Raw genomic sequence first — 20694 nt, 5'->3', positions numbered from 1 at the left:
GACCGGCGCCATCATAAAGAACTGCATATTTAAAAATCAGAGAATCATCACAATCCGCGGTAAAAATATGCATGCGAAATAATACAAACGTTTTTAAATTAATTGCCAAGGCACATAATTATTAATCGTCACTTGGGAAGTTTAAAAATAAATCAAAAACAATAAGTTATGCCAATTCGTTAATTTTATTCCTCATTCGTATATATATTTCATAACGGCCATATCCCATATGGCATCCTCCGATGACTCATCAGCACCAGGACATGTTTAATTAAAAACGTTTTCTCGCCATTCATCATGATCTGGCCATGACCACCCTGTTCCATTGTGCTCTTTTTACATACCGCAAGCCCGCCAACGCAGACAGAAGCCTCCATCGGCAACCCATGACGCCAACCGTTCAAATATTCACCGCATCCGGCGGCACATTCTGGTATGATGCGCCCCCTTGCGCACCGCGCACCCCCATTTCTGGTTTTCCGACATAGAGTCCTTTTGTGAACAACAGCGAATTTAGCAGCCTGAACCTCTCCTCCGCCCTGCAGGACAACCTCGCCAGCCTGGGCTATCTGCAGATGACCCCGATCCAGGCCCAGAGCCTGCCCCTGGTGCTCGACGGCAAAGATTTGATCGCCAAGGCGAAAACCGGCAGCGGCAAGACCGCGGCCTTCGGCCTGGGTCTGCTGGCCAAGCTGGACGTCAACCGGCTGGCCGTGCAGGCGCTGGTGCTCTGTCCGACCCGCGAGCTGGCGGATCAGGTGGCCACCGAGATCCGTCGTCTCGCCCGCACCCTGCCCAACGTCAAGCTGGTGACCCTGTGCGGCGGCACCCCGACCGCACCGCAATCCGCCACCCTGGGCTTTGGCGCCCACATCGCCGTCGGCACCCCGGGCCGGATCCTCAAGCACCTGGAGCAGGGCACCCTTGAGCTCGACGACCTCAAGACGCTGGTGCTGGACGAAGCGGATCGCATGCTGGACATGGGCTTTGGCGAAGACATCAACCGCGTCATCAGCCACGCCCCGCGGGATCGCCAGACCCTGCTCTTCTCCGCCACCTATCCGGAAGGGATCGCCCAGATGAGCCGCGGCGTGCAACGCAACCCGGTGGAGGTGAGCGTGGAGTCCCTGCACGAAGAGAGCGCCATCGAACAGAAGTTGTATGAAGTGCCGGCCGGCCAGCGCCTCGATGCCCTCACCTGGCTGCTCAGCCACTACCAACCGGGCTCCTGCGTGGTGTTCTGCAACACCAAGCGCGCCTGCAACGACGTGGCCGATCACCTGGCCGCCAAGGGCTTCTCGGCGCTGGCGCTGAACGGTGACCTGGAACAGCGTGAGCGGGATCAGGTGCTGGTGCGCTTCGCCAACGGCAGCGCCACCATACTGGTCGCCACCGACGTGGCGGCCCGCGGCCTCGACATCAAGGAGCTGGGGGCCGTCATCAACTACGAGCTCACCTACGACCCCGAGGTGCACGTGCACCGCATCGGCCGTACCGGCCGTGCCGGCCAGCAGGGCCTGGCCCTGAGCCTCTACCAGCCGAACGAGGCCCAGCGCGTCAACTTCATCGAGGAGTACCAGCAGGCCCCCATTCCCCAGGGCGACCTGGCCGGGATCGGCCGCGACATCAAGCCGATCGCGCCGCAGATGGTGACCCTCTCCATCGATGCGGGCCGCAAGAGCAAGGTGCGTGCCGGTGACATCCTCGGCGCCCTGACTGGCGAAGGCGGCATTGCCGGGGCCGATGTGGGCAAGATCCAGATTTCCGAGCAGTACTCCTACGTGGCGGTGAAGCGCCAGGTGGCGAGCGCCGCCCTCAAGCGGTTGCAGGAGGGCAAGATCAAGGGGCGCAGCTACCGTGCCCGCAAACTGGGCTAAGGTATTTCACACGCCCGGCCAGACCACAGGCGCCTGACAGGCGCCTGTTTCATATCATTCGCCGCCATGCGGCAAGACAGGTGACATGACCCAAGCAATCCAGAGCGATGTGAGCTGCCAGAACTGCGAAGCCTGCTGCTGCCGCCTCGAGGTGATGCTCTTCACCGACACCGGCGTGCCGGACCGCTATATCGAGGAGCGGGAAGGAGAAGTGCCCGTGATGCACAGACTGGAAGATGGCTGGTGCGCCGCCCTCGACCGCAACACCATGATGTGTCGCATCTACGAGGTGCGGCCGCTGATCTGCCGTGAATTCGAGATGGGGGAGCCCGACTGCCTCGACGAGCGGGACAAGTGGTTCATCAGGCTGGAGTAACCGGGGTGTTCAACCCGTGCTGACGTGGCTCTCCTTGCCTTGCAGCCCCTCGAGGCGCTGTGTCAGCCAGTGGATGGCCTGCGCTTCCTCCTCGAAATAGCGCACCTCCTGAAAGGGAAGCTCGCTGAAAACGTGATCCGCCAGATAACGTTTGAAATCCCCGATCATGACCACCGCCAGAAAGGCGCAGCCATGGGTGGCGCACCAGTTGAACTGGCGACGAAAACGGGCCAGCACCTCGGGGCCGGCGGCCTCGAACTCGGTCGCGACCTCGACGATGCCCCAGGGGGCTCCCTGCAAACGGCTTATCTGCTGGCTGAACTTGCCCTCATAGGCCATGGCGCCTGCCAGGTTGAAAGGGCCGCTCGGCCGACAGATCAGCAGTTGCCCTTGTCGCTGCATCTCAAAATGGCCGTGTGCTTGCACGTTCACCTCCTGCCTTGAGTCCTTCGCTGCGGCTGATATGCCCTGTGTTGCCACAAAGTAAGAATTTATCCCCGAAAAGTCCATGAAGCTCCCCGCATTGTGAACGGAAAGCGCCATTCAACCCCCGCTTTTACCCCGGTGGCGGAATGTACATTTCCTCGACATGTTCTGTTGCAGTTAACAAAACGTTGCTGCTATTATCCGCGCCATTCAAAACATTCCACCTACTGAAACCTTTTGGCGTTCACCCAGGGATCAACGATGAAGCAACAAGACGCAAGTTATTACCAACGGATCTGGCGCTGGCATTTCTATGCCGGTCTCTTCGTCGCCCCCTTCCTGATCCTGCTCTCCCTCACCGGCATCGTCTATCTGTTCAAACCGCAGCTGGACAACCTGCTCTACCCCGAGCTGATGAAGGTGACGCCCGCCACCCAGACCCTGAGTGCCGACCAGCTGCTGGCCAAGGCAACCATCGCCATGCCGGACGCCAGCCTGCGCAAATACCTGCCCCCGGTGGCAGCGGACGCGAGCGCCCAGATAGTCGTGATGCGTGAAGGGCAGGAGCTGACCCTCTTCATGGATCCCGCGAACGGCGCCCTGCTCGGCACCATGGACAACAAGTGGAACCTGCAGGCGGTGGCGCGTGCTCTCCATGCGGAGCTGATGCTTGGTACCACGGGTGATCGCCTGATCGAGCTGGCCGCAGGCTGGGGAATCGTGCTCCTCGTCAGCGGACTCTATCTCTGGTGGCCCCGCAAGGGGCCGGGTGTGGGGGGCATCCTCTGGCCGAGAATGCACCAGCGCGGCCGTCTCTGGTGGCGTGATCTGCACGCCGTGGTCGGCTTCTGGGGCGCGGGTTTCCTGCTGCTGCTGCTGCTGACGGGCATGACCTGGACCGGTTTCTGGGGCGGCCAGTTCGCCGATGTCTGGAACCGCTTCCCTGCGGCCATGTGGAACGAGGTGCCCAAGTCGGCCCCCCTCACCCGCAGCCTCAACCAGGCTCACGAACAGACCGTCTCCTGGGGGGCTGAGACCCTGCCCATGCCGAGCTCCCAACCCACGGCAGAGAGCCATGATCACAGCGCCATGACCCATGGCGGCGGACACGAGGGCATGGTCATGGCCAGCCATCGCATTCCGCTGCAACAGGTGGTCGACATCGCCAGCGAGCGGGGGGTCAGCCCGGGTTACAGCATCACCCCCCCGGTCGGTGAAACCGGCGTCTATACCATCGCCATCTTTGCCGATGATCCCCGCAACGACGCCACCCTGCACATCGACCAATACAGCGGCAAGGTGCTGGTCGACGTGCGCTGGCAGGATTACGGCCCGGTCGCCAAGACGGTGGAAACCGGCGTCATGCTGCACATGGGCAAGCTCTACGGCTGGCCGCACCAGCTCGTCATGCTGCTCATCTGCCTGATGATTCTGGCAAGCTCGGTGAGCGGGCTCTGGATCTGGTGGAGCCGCCGTCCCAGTGGTCGCCTCGCCGCCCCGCCCCTGCCCGCCAAGCTGCCTCCCATGGGCGGTGCCATCGCGGTGCTGGTCGTGCTCGGGATCTGCTTCCCGCTGGTGGGGGCCTCCATGGTTGCCATCTGGCTGCTGGACAGTCTCTTCTTCTCTCGCCGCACGGCCGTGGCCCAGGCAAGCTGACCCGTCAGGGGCAAGCCCGCCTCATGCACACGAGGGCTCCCTGTCGGGGGCCCTCGTCGTCTGCATCACCTGGCACCATCCTTCGCCTGGCGGCATGCTCCTCCCCTAGCGATCATCACATCGGTCTGATGAAACAACAACGCATCGACACATCAGCAAAAAGGGCTCCCGTTCGGGAGCCCTTTTTGTTGCCAAACGCGTCGGCCTCAGGTGAGCGCCAGCCCGGCGGAGAGCAGCAGGCTGAACAGAAATGCGCTGATGGCGGTCTTCTTGAGGGCGCCGGTCAGCACCTCGCCATCGAAACTCTCTCGCAGGGTGCGGGCGGCATCGGTGAGGGGCTTCATGGCGGGCAGGAAGATCCAGGGCCAGAGGCTCGCAGGCTGAGTCAGCAGGAAGGCGATGGTCGCCAGCAGCGCCGCCCCCAGCAAGACCCAGTGATAGGCGATGGCCCGGTTGCGGCCAAGGCGCACCGCCAGGGTGATCTTGCCGCTGGCGGCATCGGTCTCGATGTCCCGCACGTTGTTGATGTTGAGCACGGCAGTCGCCAGCAGGCCGCAGGCGGTGGCGGGCAGCAACAGGTCCCACTCCAGGCTATGGGTGAAGAGGTAGTAGGAGCCGAGCACCCCCAGCAGGCCGAAGAACAGGAACACCGAGATGTCCCCGAAGCCGCGATAGCCGTAGGGGCTCTTGCCCACCGTGTAGGTGATGGCCGCGACGATGGCCGCTCCCCCCAGCAGGATGAACGTCAGGATCTGCTGCCACGCCTCCCCGAAGGCGCAGACCAGCAGGGAGAGGCCGCTCATCACGGCCGCCAGGGCGGTCAGCCCCATGGCCACACACATCTGGTGCCGGGTGATGAGGCCGGAAACCACGGCGCGCTGGGGACCGATCCGCTCCCCGTTGTCGGCACCGGAGACCGCATCGCCATAGTCGTTGGCCAGATTGGAGAGAATTTGCAGCAGGATGGCGGTCAGCAGGGAGAGCCCCATGATGGTGCCGTCGAACGCTCCCCGGCTGGCTGCCAGCCCCGAGCCCAGCAAGATGGAGGAGCACGCCAGGGGCAGAGTTCGCAAACGCGCCGCCAGCAACCAAACAGAGAAGGTATTTGTCATATTGTGATGGCCAAACAATCAGATATTGATCGTGTTAAGGGTTATCGAACCGGATTTAGGTATACTTGGCTGCGCGGGGGCGTCGGCTCCCCCGGGCAATTTACATGGACGAATGGGCAGATAATATATAGGAAATCGTCGCCCTTTGGCATCAACCTGCGCCATCCTCCCCCGGAGCGATCGCGATTATCCGGCTCAGACTAGACATCCATGTTGGCTCAGACCCACCTCAAGCAACAACTGGACGCCCTGCGTCACAGCACTGTCAGCGGTTTCGTGCGACTGCGCGTGGCCGCTCACGTCGACGTCTTTCCCGGCTGGTTGGCGGCCCAGACGCTCTACCCCCGCATCTATTGGCACGCCAGAGGGCAACAGAGCCCCGAGTACGTGGCGCTTGGCGCCATTCACGAGCTGACCCGGCCGGAGGATATCCAGCGGGTCTGCGACCTTGCCGGCACGGCCAGTGAAGACAGCCCTCGCTACTACGGTGGCCTGGCGTTCGACCCGGATCTGCCCGGCTGGCAGGGTTTTGGCCCCTGCCACTTCGTGCTGCCCCGTATCGAGCTGGTACGCCGGGGGGAGTGCACCAGCCTCTGCCTCAATCTCTGGCTGCCTGCCCGGGAAGAGGGTCACGCATTCGAAGCCGAACTCTGCGCCGCCGAGGCGGCGCTCGATGCCCTGCAACCCGAGGCCCCTCTGCCCGCCCTGCAGAAGCGGCCATGGCAGCGCCAGGACCTGCCGGGCCCTGCCCAGTGGCAGACCCTGGTGGAGCAGGTCACGGCCCCCGACTTCCAGGCCCGCACCCCCAAGGTGGTGCTGTCGCGGGAGAGCCTGCTCCAGAGCGAGGCGCACGATGCGCCCCTCTGCCCCTGGTCCCTGCTGACACAGTGGGCCCGCCACGCCCAGGAGTGCTTCCACTTCGGCTTCCAGTTCTCCCCCGAGCAGAGCTTCATCTCCTGCTCCCCCGAGCGCCTCTACCGCCGGGAGAAGGGCCACCTCTTTACCGAGGCGCTGGCAGGCACCATTCGCCGTTCCGGGGATGAGGCGACCGACGCGGCCCTGGCCGCCGAGCTGCTGGCCGACAGCAAGAACCGGCTGGAGAACCGGCTGGTTCACGCCGACATTCTCAGCCGCCTGGCACCCCTCACGACCGATGCCACCCTGACCGAGCCGCGCATTCTGAAATTGCGGCTGCTGCAACACCTCAAGTGCGACATCGAGGCCGAGCTCAAACCCGGCGTCTGCGACTGGCAACTGCTGGCTGCCCTGCACCCCACCCCCGCCGTGGGGGGCGCCCCCCGCGAGGCGGCGCTCGCCTTCATCCGTGAATGCGAGCCCCATGATCGCGGCTGGTATGCCGGTGCCTGTGGCATGCTGAGCCGGGAGACCTCGGAGTTCTCCGTCGCCATTCGCAGCGCCCGGATCAGGGGCCCGCGCATCAGCCTGTTCGCCGGTGCCGGCATAGTGGCGGGATCGGAGCCCGCCGCCGAGTGGGCCGAACTCGACAACAAGATCGCCAACGTGCTCTCCCTGCTGGGATAGCGTTTCTTACCGACTCCTCACTGCGAGAGCTTCATGTCCGCCAGCCACGTGTCCGCGCATCACGCCTTTGCCAGCCATCACGCCACCTTCAACCATGTCTGGTCCTCCCTCTTGCTGGAAGAGCTCTTTCGCCTCGGCGTGCGTGACATCGCCCTGGCCTCCGGATCCCGCTCGGCGCCGCTCACCATGGCCGCCGCCGCCCACCCGGGCTTTCGCCGCCACCTGCACTTCGACGAGCGGGGTCTGGGCTTCATGGCGCTGGGGCTGGCCAAGGGGAGCGGCCGCCCAGTGGCGGTCATCATGACCTCTGGCACCGCGGTGGCCAACCTCTGGCCCGCGGTGGCGGAAGCCCAGCTCACCGGGGTCCCGCTCATCATTCTCTCTGCCGACAGGCCACCCGAGCTCATCGACAACGGGGCCAACCAGGCCATCGATCAGCCGGGGATCTTCGGTCGCTACCCCGTCTATCAGCAAAATCTGCCGAGCCCCACTCCCACCATTCCGGCGGCCTTCGTGCTGAGCTCGGTGGATCAGGCCCTGGCACGACAGGCGCACACCCCGGGGCCGGTGCACTTCAACTGCATGTACCCCGAGCCCCTCTACCCCGGCGACCACTATCTGGACTTTTCCGATTACCTGGCGCCCCTCGGCGACTGGCTGCGCTCGGCCAACCCCTGGAGCCCCTGGCTGGTGGGCGAGCCGGGCTGCCCCGCCCAGCCGGACTGGGAGGAGCTGAAGGGCAAGCGCGGTGTCATCGTCGCCGGGCGCATCCAGGATCCGGTGCAAGGCAAGGCGGTGGCCGAGCTGGCAGACCGCCTCGGCTGGCCCCTGCTGGCAGATCTGCAAAGCCAGATCCGCTTCGATGATCGCAACCTCGTCCACACGGATCTCGCCCTGCAACACAGCGACTTCGTGGCCGAGCTGGCCCGCGCCGAGGTACTGCTGCAATTCGGCGCCCGCCTCATCTCCAAGCGCCTCAGCCAGTTCATCAAACAACACCCCTGGCAGGATTACTGGCTGGTGGACCCGCAGCCGGCACGCCTCGACCCCGACTACCGGCTGCGCCGTCGCCTGGTGTGCGATCCCGCCGCCTTTGCGGCCGCCCATCCAATCCCCCATTCGCAGCAGCCCTGGCACCAGTTGGCCGCGCGCCAGCAGGCCATCAGCCAGCAGATCCGCACCGCCTGTGATCGCTTCTCGGAGCTAGGGGTGTGCCACCGCCTGAATCAGCTCATCCAGGGTCAGTTGTTCGTCGGCAACAGCATGCCGGCCCGGCTGATGGACATGCTGGGCGAGGTGGGCAAGGGCCCCAGCCGGGTGATGACCAACCGCGGCGCCTCCGGCATCGATGGCCTTATCGCCACCGCATACGGCTTCGCACAGTCGGTCCCGCCTGACAGTCGCGAGCCCACCACCCTGCTGCTCGGGGATCTCAGCGCCCTGCACGATCTCAACAGCCTTGCGCTGCTCGGCAAGGGGAGCCTCCCCCTGGTGGTGATCCTGCTCAACAACGACGGCGGCAGCATCTTCCGCATGCTGCCTGTGCCCACCCAGGACGCCCTGCTGGAGACCTACTACTGCCTGCCCCACGGCCTGCACTTCGAGCACGCCGCCGCCATGTTCGGCCTGCACTACCGGGCCCCCACCACCCTCGACGCATTTGAGCAGGACTATGCCGCAGCCCTGAAAAACGGGGTAACCCTGATTGAAATCAAGATACCGAGCAGTGAAGTCGCCGAGGATCTCAAGGCACTGGGAGCCGCTATCCGTGGTCTCTGATCCCGCCGTGCCGCTGGTGCTGCTGCACGGCCTGCTGGGGGACGCCGACGACTGGCGACCTGTCATCCAGGCCCTGCCCGGTGTCCCGTACCATGCCCTGGATCTGCCGGGCCACGGCCGCAACCGGGCACTGCGGGTGAGCGGCTTTGACGAGGCCCATCGCTGGCTCTGCGACGAGCTGGCCGCACGGGATATCGCCCACTACCGGCTGGTGGGGTATTCGCTGGGGGGGCGGCTCGCGCTTCATCACGCCAGCCACTCCCCGGCGGGGTTGCAGGCCCTGCTGCTGGAGAACTGCCACCCCGGGCTGCCTGCTGGTGAACGTCCGGCCCGCATCGCTCACGATGAAGCCTGGGCCCGGCGTTTCGAGTGCGAGCCCCTGATCCGGGTGCTTGCCGACTGGTACCGCCAGGGCGTCTTCGCCGACCTGGACGACGATGCCCGCACCCACCAGGCCGCACGCCGCCTTGGCAACGACGGCAAGGCCGTGGCCGCCATGCTGAGGGCCACGTCCCTGGGGCGACAGCCGGATCTCGCCCCCTGGCTTCGGGATACCCGGCTGCCGGTGCAGTGGATCTCCGGCAACCGGGATCACAAATTCCATGCCCTCGCTTGCCAGTTGGTAAAGCAAGGCTGCAATATCAAACACTTGGCTCTGGATGGCGGACACAATCTGCACACAAGCCAGCCCGATACCTTTGCCCGGCTCCTGCGGGAGTGGGCTCACCAACCAGAAGAGAAGATCCATGATTGAAGCGATGACGGAAGCCGAGCTCTATGCCCCTGTCGAGTGGCACGACTGCTCCGCCGGTTACGAGGACATCCTCTATCACAAGTCCCCAGAGGGCATTGCCAAGATCACCATCAACCGTCCCCAGGTGCGCAACGCCTTCCGCCCCCGTACCGTGAAAGAGATGCTGCAAGCCCTGGCCGATGCCCGCTACGACGACAAGGTCGGCTCCATCATCCTCACCGGCTTCGGCGAGAAGGCCTTCTGCGCCGGCGGCGACCAGAAGATCCGCGGCGACTACGGTGGCTACAAGGACGATGAAGGCACCCATCACCTCAACGTGCTCGACTTCCAGCGTGACATCCGTACCTGCCCCAAACCCGTGGTGGCCATGGTGGCTGGCTACGCCGTCGGTGGCGGCCACGTGCTGCACATGATGTGCGACCTGACCATCGCCGCCGACAACGCCCAGTTTGGCCAGACCGGCCCCAAGGTGGGCTCCTTCGACGGCGGCTGGGGCGCCTCCTACATGGCCCGCATCGTCGGCCAGAAGAAGGCTCGGGAGATCTGGTTCCTCTGCCGCCTCTACGACGCCAAACAGGCCCTCGACATGGGGCTGGTCAACACCGTCGTGCCCCTGGCCGAGCTGGAGCGTGAAACCGTGCGCTGGTGCCGCGAGATGCTGCAACACAGCCCCATGGCCCTGCGCTGCCTGAAGGCGGCCCTCAACGCCGACTGCGACGGCCAGGCCGGTTTGCAGGAGCTGGCAGGCAATGCCACCATGCTGTTCTACATGACCGAAGAGGGTCAGGAAGGGCGCAACGCATTCAACGAGAAACGCCGTCCCGACTTCTCCAAATACAAGCGGAATCCCTGATGACACTCGCCCTCTACCGCTACCAACTGCCCTTTACCCAGCCCCTGGCCTTTCATGGTCAGTTGCAGGTAGCGCGCGAGGGCCTGCTGGTACGCATCGACGATGGCTGGGGGGAGATAGCCCCCCTGCCAGGATTTTCCAAAGAGACCCTGGCCGACGCCCAGGCCGACGCCCTCGACTGTCTGGCGCAGCTGGCGCGGGGACAGACCCCGACGCCACAGCTGCCCTCGGTGCAGTTCGGGCTCGACTGCGCCCGTCGTAGCTGGCCCGAGCAGGGTGCCCCCCTGCCCGAACCCTATCCGCTGATCCAGGGCTCCCCCCAGGAGCTGCTCAAGAACTGGAAGCAGTGGCTGCACGAGACCCCCCTCAAGGCCAAGCTGAAGGTAGCCCGCTACCCCATGCGCGACGAGCTGGCGCTGATCCGGCTGCTGCTCGATCGGCGCCCCAATCTCAAACTGGTTCTGGACGCCAACCAGGGCTGGACCCGCGAGGAGGCCTGGGCCTTCTGCAGCCACCTGGATCCGAATCGCATCGAATACCTCGAAGATCTGTGCGCCGACTTCGAGGACATCGCCTTCGTCGCCAGCCGCACCGGCATGCCGGTGGCGCTGGATGAACTGCTGGCCCAGGGCAAGCCCTGGGAGCCCATCCCGCAACTGCGCGCCCTGGTGCTCAAGCCGACCCTGCTCGGCGCCCTCGCCAACAGCGAGGCCCTGGTGGCCCGCGCTCGCGAACTGAAACTCAAGGTGATCGTCTCCTCCTGTTTCGAGTCCGGTCTCGGCCTCGGCCAGCTCGCCCGCCTCGCAGGGGAGTGGGCGCCGGATCAGGCCCCTGGCCTCGATACCCGCCGCTGGCTGGCCAGGGATCTGCTGGACAAGCAGGGGCAACCCGATCCGAGCAGGATGGCCCCCCTGTTTCACCGTGACTGACCCATGGTGACCCGTCAGATCCCACGGCAGGAAACCTGCCCGGTACGACGCTGGGCGGCACTGGCCCCTCATCGCATTGCCATCCACAGCGGGGAGCCTCTTAGCTACCAGCGCCTTGACCTGCGCCTCAACAGCCTGTGCAATCAGCTCGCCCGGGCCGGGCTGGAACGGGGAGATCATCTCGCCGCCGTGGTGCGCGGCGCCCTGGAGGATGTGTTGCTGGCCTGGGCCTGCGTGCGCAGCGGCATCGTCTTCTGCCCCCTCAATCCCGCCTTTCCGGCAACCAGACACAGCGAACTGGCGAGCCAGCTCGAGGCCCGGGCATTCTGGTCGGCAGGCGAGATCCCGGCGGGCGACTGGCAAGCCCTCAGCCTCGACTTCACGGGCGAGCTGGCCGCAGATGGGGAGTCCCCGCTGGTACCCGACCAGCCGAACAACATGATCCTCACCTCGGGATCCAGCGGTACCCCCAAGGCGGTGGTACACCGCCTCGCCAACCACCTCGCTTCGGCCCGGGGTTCCGCCACCCTGCTCCCCCTGGACGAAGCCTGCGGCTGGCTGCTCTCCCTGCCACTGTTTCACGTCGGCGGTTACGCTATCTTGTTTCGGGTCTTCCTGGCGGGAGCCGCCCTGGTGCTGGACGATCGCACCCGGCCCCTCAAGGCGCGGCTCGAGGATCAGCCCATCACCCACCTTTCGCTGGTGCCGACCCAGCTCTGGCGCCTGCTGGCACAGGGGTTCGACCCATCCCGCACCCGGGTGCGAGAGCTGCTGCTCGGGGGCGCCGCCATCCCGGCGCCCCTGGTCAACCGGCTGACCGCTCTGGGGCTAGAGCCCAAGGTGAGCTATGGCCTCTCCGAGATGGGCAGCCAGGTCTGTACCGGGCAACCCTGCGCCGCCGGCGTGGTGGGTCGCCCGCTGCCGGGGCGGGAGGTCTGCATCCGCCAGGGGGAGATCTGCGTGCGCGGTGAGACCCTGTTTGCCGGATATTTCAGGGAGGGCGAGCTGGTGCGCCCCCTCGATGAAGAGGGCTGGTTCCACACCCGGGATAAGGGCCGCCTCACTCCGGGGGGCGATCTGGTGGTGGAGGGGCGGCTCGACAACCTCTTCATCTCGGGGGGGGAGAACATCCAGCCCGAGACCATAGAACAGCGGCTGGTGGATCACCCCGCCGTGGCCCAGGCCCTGGTGGTGCCGGTGCCGAGCGACGAGTGGGGGCATAGGCCCGCCGCCTTCATCGACTGGCACGACGAACCTGCCCCCCCTGCCGAACTGGCCGCCTGGATCAGGCTGTCGTTACCCGGCTTCATGGTGCCGGACCAGTGGCATCCCTGGCCGGATCTCGGCGGCAATCTGAAACCCTCCCGCACCCTGCTCGCCCGCAGCTTGCGACAAGAGGAGTGACGCCTCCCCCATATGGGGCGCAGTCCTTGCTATCAACACAGCCCCCTTTGGGGCTGTTTTTATGTTGTTTGCTCCCGAATGCATCATTTCGCTGCGCCATCTGGCCAATTGATATTCCTTTGGAGCTCAATACCCTCTCCGGTCCCCACGCCTCTCCATCCACCAAAGGGATCATGATGAAGCACCTCTCTCCCCGGCTGCTGCTCCTGGCAGCCCCCGGTCTGCTCGCCACCTCGGCGCTGGCCAACTACTCCCCCTCCGACTGGCAACAGTATCAACTCAAAGGCGAATCCAGCCGTCAGCTGGGGGATCGTCTCACCGAAGTGACCTTTGAACTGAGCGCCCGCAGCGGCGACGCCCCTTATCAGCAGTTGAGGGTGTATCGCCGCTTCGACTGGCGCGATGCCAACCTGGCTGCGCTGGCAGAGCAGCTGTGCGGCGAGCCGCAACTCAAGATCGAGCAGGGCTGGCAGATCCGCTACCTCAGCTGTGAAGAGGTGGTACCGGCCGGCAAGGCCGTCCCGGCCAGCAGCTATGACTATGGCTACGGCATGAAGCAGGGCCGCTGGGAGCCGCTGGCGGGCACCCCGACCGCATCGCGTCAGGATCGTTTACCGCTGGCTGAGCGGGTCATCCTGGGTCACAGCGAGCAGGAGCTGGATCGCTGCGAGCTCAACGCCGAAGGCCGCTGCGCCGAGCAGGCATGGCAGTACCAGCCGCAAAACTGGCAGCAATTGAAGGTGCTGGAAGAGACTCCCAACGAACGGGAGGGTCGCCTCGAACAGATCTTCTTCCGCCTGCAGCCTATCGCGGGCAGCCAGGCCGCCAAGCAGGTGAGCGAGCTGCACGTCTGGCGCCAGTACACCTGGCTGCTGGACGAGATCAAGGCCCAGCAGGAGTGCGATGAACCCCAGACCCGTCAGGAAGGGGACAAGACCATCAGCTACCGGGTGTGCCGTCAGACCCTGCCCGCCGGCAGCGAAGTGCAGGTGGTCTTGAAGGACACCGGCTATCAATACCCGGTGGGGGGCAGCGAATGGCAGACCCTGCCGGAAACAACCGAGTGGCAGGAGAGCCGGGTGCTCAACCGCCCCATCGTGCTGGCCAGCAAGGAAGAGCAGATCGACTGTCGCCGTGCCGACGGCCGCGCCTGCTCCGAGCCGGATCTGCCGGGTACCGAGTTGCTGGACGCCGACGCGGCCAGGATAGTGCAGGATGCCAGTGGCCAGCCCGCGCCGGTCTGGCAGGAGAACTATGGTCACGATGACACCAAGCTGCTGGCCGTGTCGCGCGGCATCCAGAGCCTGCTGGCGGCCAATCAGCCGGCTCATCCGGCCATGAAGCTGCTGCTGGAATACGTGCGCGCCCACAACTACCACAACTACGGCAAGCACAAGGAAGACGGCCCGGCCGCCGCCGAGGCGCTGGCTGAGGCATTGACCGCGCTGGGTGCCCATCCGCTGCTCTTCCCGGAGCAACCCACCGATGAGGTGGGCTCCGTGATCGGTGCCTGGAGCATCGCCCTGCACGGTCAGTTCAAGAGCCCGGCAGTGCAGAGCCGCTTTGGCACCCTGCTCGGCGAGTTCAACCAGATGCTGGCCTACAGCACCCGCCATGCCAGCGAGATCAACGGCCAGCACGCCTGGGCGACCGGTCTGTTCGATCTGCTCAACTTCCTCGACTTTGCCAGCGACTACAGCGACCCCTTCGCCAACGACTTCCGCCAGCAGGATGGCGAGCTGCGCAAGCAGCTGCACGCCCTCGCCATGAGCGAGCTCGCGTTGTGGCAAGGAAGGGATGGCGCCGATCTGTTCCTGCTCAACAACGTGCTGGATGCCTACACACGCCTCTACCGGGTCGCCCGCCATACCCGCCCGGACGAGCTCGACGGCTACCGCAATCTGCTGGATGACTCCGTCATCGAACTGGTTCGCCACCACGACCTGATCCCTGGTGGTCAGCAGAGTCAGGACCTGCTGGAAGACATGTCACTGACCCTCTCCACCTACTACCTGACCTACACGGACCGCACCAGCGAAGCCTGCATCAGCGGTGACTTCGCCGGGCTCTGCACCCCTGTCCGGGTGGAGGACGTGCTGCCCTTCGAGCATACCTGCTCGCCGACCCTGCGCCTGCGGGCCCAGGATCTGACCATGAGCCAGGCCGAGGGGATCTGCCGTGAACTGGGTGCCGAAGAGCAGCAGTTCCACCAGCAGATGGAGACCGGCTGGCAGCCGGTGGCGGACGATCACAACGAGGCGCTGGAACTGGTGGTCTTCAACTCCTCCGCCGACTGGAAACGCTACGGCAGTGCCCTGTTCGGCGGCGTCTCCACCGACAACGGCGGCATCTACCTCGAAGGGGATCCGGCTCGCCCCGGCAACCAGGCCCGCTTCTTCGCCTACGAGGCGGAGTGGAAACGCCCTGCGTTCCAGGTGTGGAACCTGCGCCACGAGTACGTGCACTACCTGGACGGCCGCTTCAACCAGTACGGCAGCTTCGGCCACTACCCGCTCAATCGCACCACCTGGTGGTCGGAAGGGCTGGCGGAATTCATCGCCCACGGTCAGTGCTTCGCCCGCGGTCTGGACAACGTCGCCGGCCGCCCGGCCAGCGACCGTCCGGCCCTGGCCGACATCCTGCACCTGGATTACGACAAGGGCGGCGAGATGGTCTACTCCTGGTCCTACACGGTGCACCGCTTCCTCAGCGAGACGGGTCGCGGCGCCAGCTGGCTGGCCATGGCCCGGGCCCTGCGCAACCCGGATCAGCAGCAGGCGATGAGCGCCTTCGAAGCCGAGCTGGATGCGCTGATCGCAAGCGACAGCGAGGCCTACCAGCAGTGGCTCGGCCGCGAGCTGCTGCCTTGGTGGGAAGCCAACAAGGACTCTGACGAGTGCAAGGCCAACGACTCCTCCCACTGAGGACGAGACGGCTATGACAAGGGGCGGCCATGGTCGCCCCTTGTTTATGGCGCCGTTTGATAAGCCCGGGATCGGGGCGCGCGCTGCGACAACCTCTGCCCGAGTGAGACCCTGCGCCGCCATCAAACCTGACGCGCCACAACAACTTGTAATAGAATGGCCCCCTGTCTTCTCTTACTTCAGACCCGAACCGCACCGCGCATGAAGAAGTTTGCCAAGATCCTGCTCGCCTGCCTCTGCCTGTTGCTGGCCTCCATCGCCGCCCTGCTTGGCTACAGCGAGTGGACCGTCTCGGACGCCCGTCACTACACCTACGACGACGTCAACGCGGTGCCCTACAACCGGGTCGCCCTGGTGCTCGGCACCTCCAAATACCTGATTGGCGGCAGCCCTAACCACTACTTCAAATACCGGATCAAGGCCGCCGCCGAGCTCTACAACAACGGCAAGGTGGACTACATCCTGGTCTCCGGCGACAACGCCACCGTGCAGTACAACGAACCGCGCCAAATGCGGCGGGCCCTGATCCAGGCCGGCATTCCGGCCAGCGCCATCTACAGCGACTACGCCGGTTTTCGGACCCTGGACTCCATCGTGCGTGCCAAGGAGGTGTTCGGTCAGGCCCACTTCACCGTGGTCTCCCAGGCCTTTCACAACGAGCGTGCCATCTTCATCGCCCGCCATTTCGGCATCGAGGCGGTCGGCTTCAACGCCGTGGATCCCAGCGCCTATCAGGGCATCAAGACCCGGGTGCGCGAGGTGTTCGCCCGCCTGATGGGGCTGCTCGACCTCTACGTGCTGGACAAGGGTCCCAAATTCCTCGGCGAGCCCATCGTCATCGGCGGCCCGGTCCCCTGCCAGGCGTTGAGCACCATAGGCGCGAGCCAGCCCTGCCTGCCCATTGCACCGCCCCCTCATCAGCCGAAAGCCAAGCAGGCAGCGGCAGTGAGCGCGGCAACCGACACCAGTGCAGCGGCTGCAACCAGCGGTGCACCAGCCACCAGCGCAGCCGTGCCGAGCGAGACAACGCCCGTGGATAATCCGGCTGCCACCAGCGCGGCGCCGCCAACCGGCAGCGCGCCGACCCCTCAATAGCAGAGACCCGCCAACAGGCGGGTCTCTTTCATTGGGCTCGGTATTTCCGGCGATCAGGCCAGAGCCACCACGTAACGCCGTGCCACCTCGTCCCAGTCGATCACGTTGTAAAACGCGGCTATGTAGTCGGGACGCTTGTTCTGGTACTTGAGGTAGTAGGCATGCTCCCACACATCCAGCCCGAGTATGGGGGTGAGCCCCTCCATCAGGGGGCTGTCCTGGTTCGCGCTGCTCACCACCTGCAACTTGCCGCGCCCATCGACCACCAGCCAGGCCCAGCCGCTGCCAAAACGGCTCAACGCCGCCTGGGTAAAGGCCTGTCTGAAGGATTCCAGCCCACCCAGATCCCGCTCGATCGCTGCGGCCAGCTCGCCGTCCGGCTCGCCGCCGCCCTGCGGACTCATCACCTGCCAGAACAGGCTGTGGTTGGCGTGACCGCCGCCGTGATTGCGCACCGCCCCCTGCACCTGGGCCGGCAGGCTGTCGATACGGGCAAGCAATGCCTCCAGCGGCAGGGCAGCCAGCTCCGGCAGATCGGCCAGGGCGGCATTGAGGTTGGTGACATAAGTCTGATGGTGACGGCTGTGATGGATCTCCATGGTCTTTGCATCGATATGGGGTTCCAGCGCGTCATAGGCGTAAGGAAGGGCTGGCAGGGTATGGCTCATGTTCATTGTCTCTCCTGTTGGGCTCAATGCAGTTGATGGGCAGAGCCGGTCTGACACAGACATTGACCCAGGCTGCGCTGGATGCCGTCGTGATGACCGTGTTTGCCCAGAAAGGCGAGCAGCTCGGTACGGGTGCTGCGGGCGTGGCGAACAGCCGCCTCCCGCAGGGCAGCGGAACTGGTGGGGGACTGGCTGGTGGCCAGCAGGCAATCATGGATGTGACACAGCAGGTCGGCGGCCCGATCCGGCAGGGTCATGGCCACCAGCAGATCCGCCAGGTTGTGATGGGCCACCACCAGGGCCGCCACCGCTTCGTCGGCATCATGCCAGTCGGCAAACTGCTGGCGGGCAAGCCACAGCGCCTGCTGATAGCAGTCGAGCGCCCTGGCGTACTCCCCCGCATCGAAATGGCGGTTGCCACTCAGGGTCTGCGCTTTCCAGTGCGCCATGCTGCTGTCCGCTCCGGTGGTACCGACCCACCCCTTCACCCAGGTTCCCGTCATGACTCGACCACTCAAATGATAATAATTATTATTTAACTTATTTGATGAGCAGACACAAGGAATAGTTGGTGCCGCCTTTTTTGCCCATATGGGTAGGGTTTTTCTGCAATCCCCGGTTTAGTGATCCCACCCACAGATACATTTGAGTTCAGCTACCATGCTGCCGGTACTGGCATGAGGCCGGTGCCTGCCCCGGTGACGACCAGAATGCAGCCGGTTTTTTCACAAGGACGGTGAAGATGAAAAGATGGCTATTGATGCTGTTGTGCGCCCTGCCCATGCTGGGTCAGGGGGCCGGTTATACCCAGACCCGCTACCCCATAGTGCTGGTGCACGGTCTGTTCGGTTTCGACAAGCTGCTCGGTGTCGATTACTTCTACGGCATCCTCCAGGCCCTGACCCGGGATGGCGCCAAGGTCTACGTGGCCCAGGTCTCCGCCACCCAGAGCTCGGAGCTGCGCGGTGAACAGCTGCTCAAGCAGGTGCAGCAGGTGCTCGCCATCACAGGGGCGGAGAAGGTGAACCTCATCGGCCACTCCCACGGCGGCCCCACCATTCGCTACGTCGCTTCTGTCGCCCCCGAGCTGGTCGCTTCCGCCACCAGCGTGGGCGGGGTCAACCATGGCTCGGAGATCGCCGACCTGGTGCGGGCCAAGGTGACGCCGGGCTCGGCGGCCGAAGGTCTGGCGGTGGCCGCCGCCTCGGCCCTGTCCGGGGTCATCTCGCTGCTCTCCGGGGGCAGCCAGCTGCCGCAGGATCCCCTCGACGCCCTCACCAGCACCGGCGCCCAGCGCTTCAACCAGCGCTATCCGGAAGGGCTGCCTAGCCAGCATTGCGGTGAAGGGCCCATGCAGGCCGCCAACGGGGTCTACTACTTCTCCTGGAGCGGGCGCGGCACCATGACCAACATCCTGGATCCGGTGGATCCGGCGCTGGCGCTGACCGGCAGCTTCTTCAAGGAGCCCAGTGACGGCCTGGTCGGGGTGTGCAGCAGCCACCTCGGCAAGGTGATCGGCACCCACTACCGCATGAACCATCTGGACGAGGTGAACCAGTCGTTCGGCATTCGCCACCTGTTCGAGACAGACCCGGTCAACCTCTATCGCCAGCACGCCAACCGCCTGCAGAGGCTGGGACTATGAACAGGGCATGGCTGATGGCCGCTCCGCTGGCTGCGGCCCTGCTGCTGGGGGGCTGGCAATATTGGCCCTCCGCTGACGCAACCGCCCCTTCTCCTTCGCCGCAACATGCCGGGCCCGCGTCCCCTCTGGTCAGGCAGGCCGCACCGCCGCCGGACAAGGGCTCGCTGCAGGCCCGCCATGAAGCCTTTCTCGCGGCTGAGGGCAGCCTGACGGTGCCGACGGATCCGGGCCTGGCCAGCTTGCAGAAGCTGTTCGACGAGCGCGAACAGTTGCGCAGGCAGCGTTTCACCCCGGTTGAGCAGGAGCAGCTGTTTGCCGAGGACAGGCTGATGGAGCAGTGGACCCTGCGCCGCAAGGCGCTGGCGGAGGCCAGCGATGCCGACAAGCCGCTGCTGGCGAGTGAGCTGGAGCTCTGGCTGGCGGAGCAGCCCCAGTGGTTTCGGGAGGCGGAGGCCAACAGCCGCCTGCTCGGCGATCTGCAGGCTCTGGAGCAACTCCCCGCAGCCGGGCGTGACGCCGCACTGCGCGAACAGTTGGGACCGGAGGCGGCAGACCGGTTGCACCAGCTGGCAGAGAGCCAGCAGGGGTTCGCGCAGCAGCTGGCCGGCTATCTGGACGAGATCAGGCCCCTGCCTGCCGAGGCCCGGGTCAGCCAGCAGCCGGAGATCCTGGCACGCTGGTTCGAGCCCGGTCAGTGGCGACGGGTGGAGGCCCTCACCCGGCTCACCCTGGACGAGCAGTAACCGGCATGAAAAAGGGGCCCGCAAGTGGGCCCCCATTCTTTGACGCTGCCGCCCTTACTGCGGCTTGTTGGCACCCGGCAGCGGCTGCCAGATGAGGCGAGTCACCCGGTTGCCCTGCACCTCGCAGGTGAGGCAGAGATCCTGCCACCCCTTCTCCTGGCGCAGGGAAACTTCTCCCTTGATGCCCTCTGCACTCCTCTTGAGTTTGGCCGGCTCGAAGGTCACCTTGTCACCTCCGGCGAGCGCCATCAGCTTGCCATTGCAGAGCCACTGGGCGAGCTCGGCCCCCTTGAGCTTGACGCCCCCCTTGTCAGCCTTCTCCTCGGCGGTGCTCGGTGCAAACAACCCGCCCAGCTCGGCCGCCCGTCTGGCCAGCCAGGCTTCCCGCTGCTGCATGCTCATCTTGCTGACAAACTCCGCAGGCTGCCCCTTGTCGTCCAGCCATTGGGTCAGCTTGCCACTGTCATCGAAGGCGAACTGGGCGGCGGGCTCCTTCACCCCGAACAGCTTGCCGCCCTTGAAGTAGTAACGGCTCTCCCCTTCCTGTTTGCCCTGCTCGTTCAGGATGGGCACGGCGATGATGACAGGCGTGCCGTCGACCCAGGCCTTGATGTCAACGCCATCGTGGCTGAACAAGCGGGTATCGAGGGCGCTGTCGGCCCCCTTCTCCATCAGGGTGAACTGCTCGGCCAGGGAGGCGGCAAATGAAGGCAGGGAGCAGAGTCCCAGTCCCAAGCCGAGGCTCAGGGCGATCGCGGTTGTGCGCATAATACCAATCGGATTAAACATTAGGTCAGTTTTATCCAATCTCGGCTACAAAGTGACATCACCCGCTCCACATCGGCAATAAAGTGCTTCCAGGCCGATGTGCAGGCATCAAGGATGTCGTCGTAATCCTTGAAGCTGCGATT

18 protein-coding genes and 1 pseudogene are annotated in these 20694 nt (G+C 64.9%); 13 read left to right on the top strand and 6 right to left on the bottom strand.

Going from position 1 to position 20694, the window contains the following annotated elements; all coding sequences use genetic code 11:
- The first annotated feature begins 497 nt into the window (after positions 1–497).
- Together dbpA and J9889_RS17005 are read left to right on the top strand one after the other, a co-directional pair.
- The gene (gene dbpA / locus J9889_RS17010; protein ID WP_039039771.1) at positions 498–1877 is read left to right on the top strand and encodes an ATP-dependent RNA helicase DbpA; all 1380 of its coding nucleotides are present in this window, start codon (positions 498–500) and stop codon (positions 1875–1877) included.
- 85 nt (positions 1878–1962) lie between these two features.
- Positions 1963–2253 (top strand): YkgJ family cysteine cluster protein, encoded by a 291-nt coding sequence (locus J9889_RS17005; protein ID WP_039039772.1) that lies wholly within the window; start codon positions 1963–1965, stop codon positions 2251–2253.
- A gap of 9 nt (positions 2254–2262) precedes the next feature.
- Here J9889_RS17005 and J9889_RS17000 read toward each other — a convergent pair whose 3' ends face one another.
- The gene (locus J9889_RS17000; protein ID WP_041212282.1) at positions 2263–2685 is read right to left on the bottom strand and encodes a hypothetical protein; all 423 of its coding nucleotides are present in this window, start codon (positions 2683–2685) and stop codon (positions 2263–2265) included.
- Positions 2686–2940: 255 nt separating this feature from the next.
- Here J9889_RS17000 and J9889_RS16995 point away from each other — a divergent pair, with 255 nt between their 5' ends.
- Entirely contained in the window at positions 2941–4335 is a 1395-nt protein-coding gene (locus tag J9889_RS16995; RefSeq protein WP_103858688.1) for a PepSY domain-containing protein, read from the top strand.
- 206 nt (positions 4336–4541) lie between these two features.
- Here the strand turns inward: J9889_RS16995 and J9889_RS16990 are convergent, their stop codons facing one another.
- Complete coding sequence (locus tag J9889_RS16990; protein WP_161957709.1) at positions 4542–5447, bottom strand: 1,4-dihydroxy-2-naphthoate polyprenyltransferase; 906 nt, start codon at positions 5445–5447, stop codon at positions 4542–4544.
- A gap of 210 nt (positions 5448–5657) precedes the next feature.
- Between J9889_RS16990 and J9889_RS16985 the strand changes: the two genes are divergently transcribed.
- From J9889_RS16985 to J9889_RS16950, 8 genes are all read left to right on the top strand, one after another.
- Positions 5658–6989, top strand: coding sequence for an isochorismate synthase (locus J9889_RS16985; RefSeq protein ID WP_210557442.1), 1332 nt, complete (start codon positions 5658–5660; stop codon positions 6987–6989).
- A gap of 33 nt (positions 6990–7022) precedes the next feature.
- Positions 7023–8768, top strand: coding sequence for a 2-succinyl-5-enolpyruvyl-6-hydroxy-3-cyclohexene-1-carboxylic-acid synthase (menD, locus tag J9889_RS16980; RefSeq protein WP_161957710.1), 1746 nt, complete (start codon positions 7023–7025; stop codon positions 8766–8768).
- Positions 8758–9522: a 2-succinyl-6-hydroxy-2,4-cyclohexadiene-1-carboxylate synthase gene (menH, locus tag J9889_RS16975; protein ID WP_103858690.1), complete on the top strand. Its 765-nt coding sequence runs from the start codon at positions 8758–8760 to the stop codon at positions 9520–9522. Before menD ends, menH begins: the two co-directional genes overlap by 11 nt.
- Positions 9523–9526: 4 nt before the next feature.
- Complete coding sequence (gene menB, locus J9889_RS16970) at positions 9527–10375, top strand: 1,4-dihydroxy-2-naphthoyl-CoA synthase (protein ID WP_010672740.1); 849 nt, start codon at positions 9527–9529, stop codon at positions 10373–10375.
- Positions 10375–11304 carry an o-succinylbenzoate synthase gene (menC, locus tag J9889_RS16965; RefSeq protein ID WP_210557441.1) on the top strand — a complete coding sequence of 310 codons (930 nt, stop codon included), beginning with the start codon at positions 10375–10377 and terminating at the stop codon, positions 11302–11304. The genes menB and menC overlap by 1 nt, the downstream gene beginning before the upstream one ends.
- Before the next feature lie 3 nt (positions 11305–11307).
- On the top strand, positions 11308–12708 hold the full coding sequence (gene menE / locus J9889_RS16960) for an o-succinylbenzoate--CoA ligase (protein WP_103858692.1): 1401 nt from the start codon (positions 11308–11310) through the stop codon (positions 12706–12708).
- A gap of 176 nt (positions 12709–12884) precedes the next feature.
- Positions 12885–15632: a collagenase gene (locus tag J9889_RS16955; RefSeq protein ID WP_202041296.1), complete on the top strand. Its 2748-nt coding sequence runs from the start codon at positions 12885–12887 to the stop codon at positions 15630–15632.
- A gap of 156 nt (positions 15633–15788) precedes the next feature.
- Entirely contained in the window at positions 15789–16727 is a 939-nt protein-coding gene (locus tag J9889_RS16950) for an ElyC/SanA/YdcF family protein (protein WP_210557439.1), read from the top strand.
- Positions 16728–16780: 53 nt separating this feature from the next.
- Here J9889_RS16950 and J9889_RS16945 read toward each other — a convergent pair whose 3' ends face one another.
- Together J9889_RS16945 and J9889_RS16940 are read right to left on the bottom strand one after the other, a co-directional pair.
- A complete protein-coding gene (locus J9889_RS16945; RefSeq protein ID WP_041212366.1) occupies positions 16781–17395 on the bottom strand; it encodes a superoxide dismutase in 615 nt (204 codons plus the stop codon).
- Positions 17396–17418: 23 nt separating this feature from the next.
- The gene (locus J9889_RS16940; RefSeq protein ID WP_029313599.1) at positions 17419–17844 is read right to left on the bottom strand and encodes a hypothetical protein; all 426 of its coding nucleotides are present in this window, start codon (positions 17842–17844) and stop codon (positions 17419–17421) included.
- A gap of 293 nt (positions 17845–18137) precedes the next feature.
- Here J9889_RS16940 and J9889_RS16935 point away from each other — a divergent pair, with 293 nt between their 5' ends.
- Together J9889_RS16935 and J9889_RS16930 are read left to right on the top strand one after the other, a co-directional pair.
- Complete coding sequence (locus J9889_RS16935) at positions 18138–19040, top strand: triacylglycerol lipase (protein ID WP_210557438.1); 903 nt, start codon at positions 18138–18140, stop codon at positions 19038–19040.
- Positions 19037–19783: a lipase secretion chaperone gene (locus J9889_RS16930; RefSeq protein WP_103858695.1), complete on the top strand. Its 747-nt coding sequence runs from the start codon at positions 19037–19039 to the stop codon at positions 19781–19783. Before J9889_RS16935 ends, J9889_RS16930 begins: the two co-directional genes overlap by 4 nt.
- Positions 19784–19837: 54 nt before the next feature.
- Here J9889_RS16930 and J9889_RS16925 read toward each other — a convergent pair whose 3' ends face one another.
- Together J9889_RS16925 and J9889_RS24200 are read right to left on the bottom strand one after the other, a co-directional pair.
- Entirely contained in the window at positions 19838–20551 is a 714-nt protein-coding gene (locus J9889_RS16925) for a hypothetical protein (protein ID WP_160836803.1), read from the bottom strand.
- 20 nt (positions 20552–20571) lie between these two features.
- A pseudogene (locus tag J9889_RS24200) lies at positions 20572–20694 on the bottom strand (IS630 family transposase); the annotation flags it as partial.

The organism is Aeromonas sp. PrichA-15 (assembly GCF_017939245.1).
Lineage (GTDB): Bacteria > Pseudomonadota > Gammaproteobacteria > Enterobacterales > Aeromonadaceae > Aeromonas > Aeromonas caviae.
This window is presented reverse-complemented; position numbering and strand designations above follow the sequence as displayed.

What these genes read in the sequence shown, in the direction of transcription:
- J9889_RS17005 (WP_039039772.1), top strand. Translation starts at nt 1,963, where the DNA reads ATGACCCAAGCAATCCAGAGCGATGTGAGCTGCCAGAACTGCGAAGCC.
- menE (WP_103858692.1), top strand. Translation starts at nt 11,308, where the DNA reads ATGGTGACCCGTCAGATCCCACGGCAGGAAACCTGCCCGGTACGACGC.
- J9889_RS16945 (WP_041212366.1), bottom strand. Translation starts at nt 17,395, where the DNA reads ATGAGCCATACCCTGCCAGCCCTTCCTTACGCCTATGACGCGCTGGAA.
- menD (WP_161957710.1), top strand. Translation starts at nt 7,023, where the DNA reads ATGTCCGCCAGCCACGTGTCCGCGCATCACGCCTTTGCCAGCCATCAC.
- J9889_RS16990 (WP_161957709.1), bottom strand. Translation starts at nt 5,447, where the DNA reads ATGACAAATACCTTCTCTGTTTGGTTGCTGGCGGCGCGTTTGCGAACT.
- J9889_RS16930 (WP_103858695.1), top strand. Translation starts at nt 19,037, where the DNA reads ATGAACAGGGCATGGCTGATGGCCGCTCCGCTGGCTGCGGCCCTGCTG.
- J9889_RS16935 (WP_210557438.1), top strand. Translation starts at nt 18,138, where the DNA reads ATGAAAAGATGGCTATTGATGCTGTTGTGCGCCCTGCCCATGCTGGGT.
- J9889_RS16940 (WP_029313599.1), bottom strand. Translation starts at nt 17,844, where the DNA reads ATGGCGCACTGGAAAGCGCAGACCCTGAGTGGCAACCGCCATTTCGAT.
- J9889_RS16925 (WP_160836803.1), bottom strand. Translation starts at nt 20,551, where the DNA reads ATGCGCACAACCGCGATCGCCCTGAGCCTCGGCTTGGGACTGGGACTC.
- menB (WP_010672740.1), top strand. Translation starts at nt 9,527, where the DNA reads ATGACGGAAGCCGAGCTCTATGCCCCTGTCGAGTGGCACGACTGCTCC.
- J9889_RS16950 (WP_210557439.1), top strand. Translation starts at nt 15,789, where the DNA reads ATGGCCCCCTGTCTTCTCTTACTTCAGACCCGAACCGCACCGCGCATG.
- J9889_RS16955 (WP_202041296.1), top strand. Translation starts at nt 12,885, where the DNA reads ATGAAGCACCTCTCTCCCCGGCTGCTGCTCCTGGCAGCCCCCGGTCTG.
- menC (WP_210557441.1), top strand. Translation starts at nt 10,375, where the DNA reads ATGACACTCGCCCTCTACCGCTACCAACTGCCCTTTACCCAGCCCCTG.
- J9889_RS16995 (WP_103858688.1), top strand. Translation starts at nt 2,941, where the DNA reads ATGAAGCAACAAGACGCAAGTTATTACCAACGGATCTGGCGCTGGCAT.
- J9889_RS16985 (WP_210557442.1), top strand. Translation starts at nt 5,658, where the DNA reads ATGTTGGCTCAGACCCACCTCAAGCAACAACTGGACGCCCTGCGTCAC.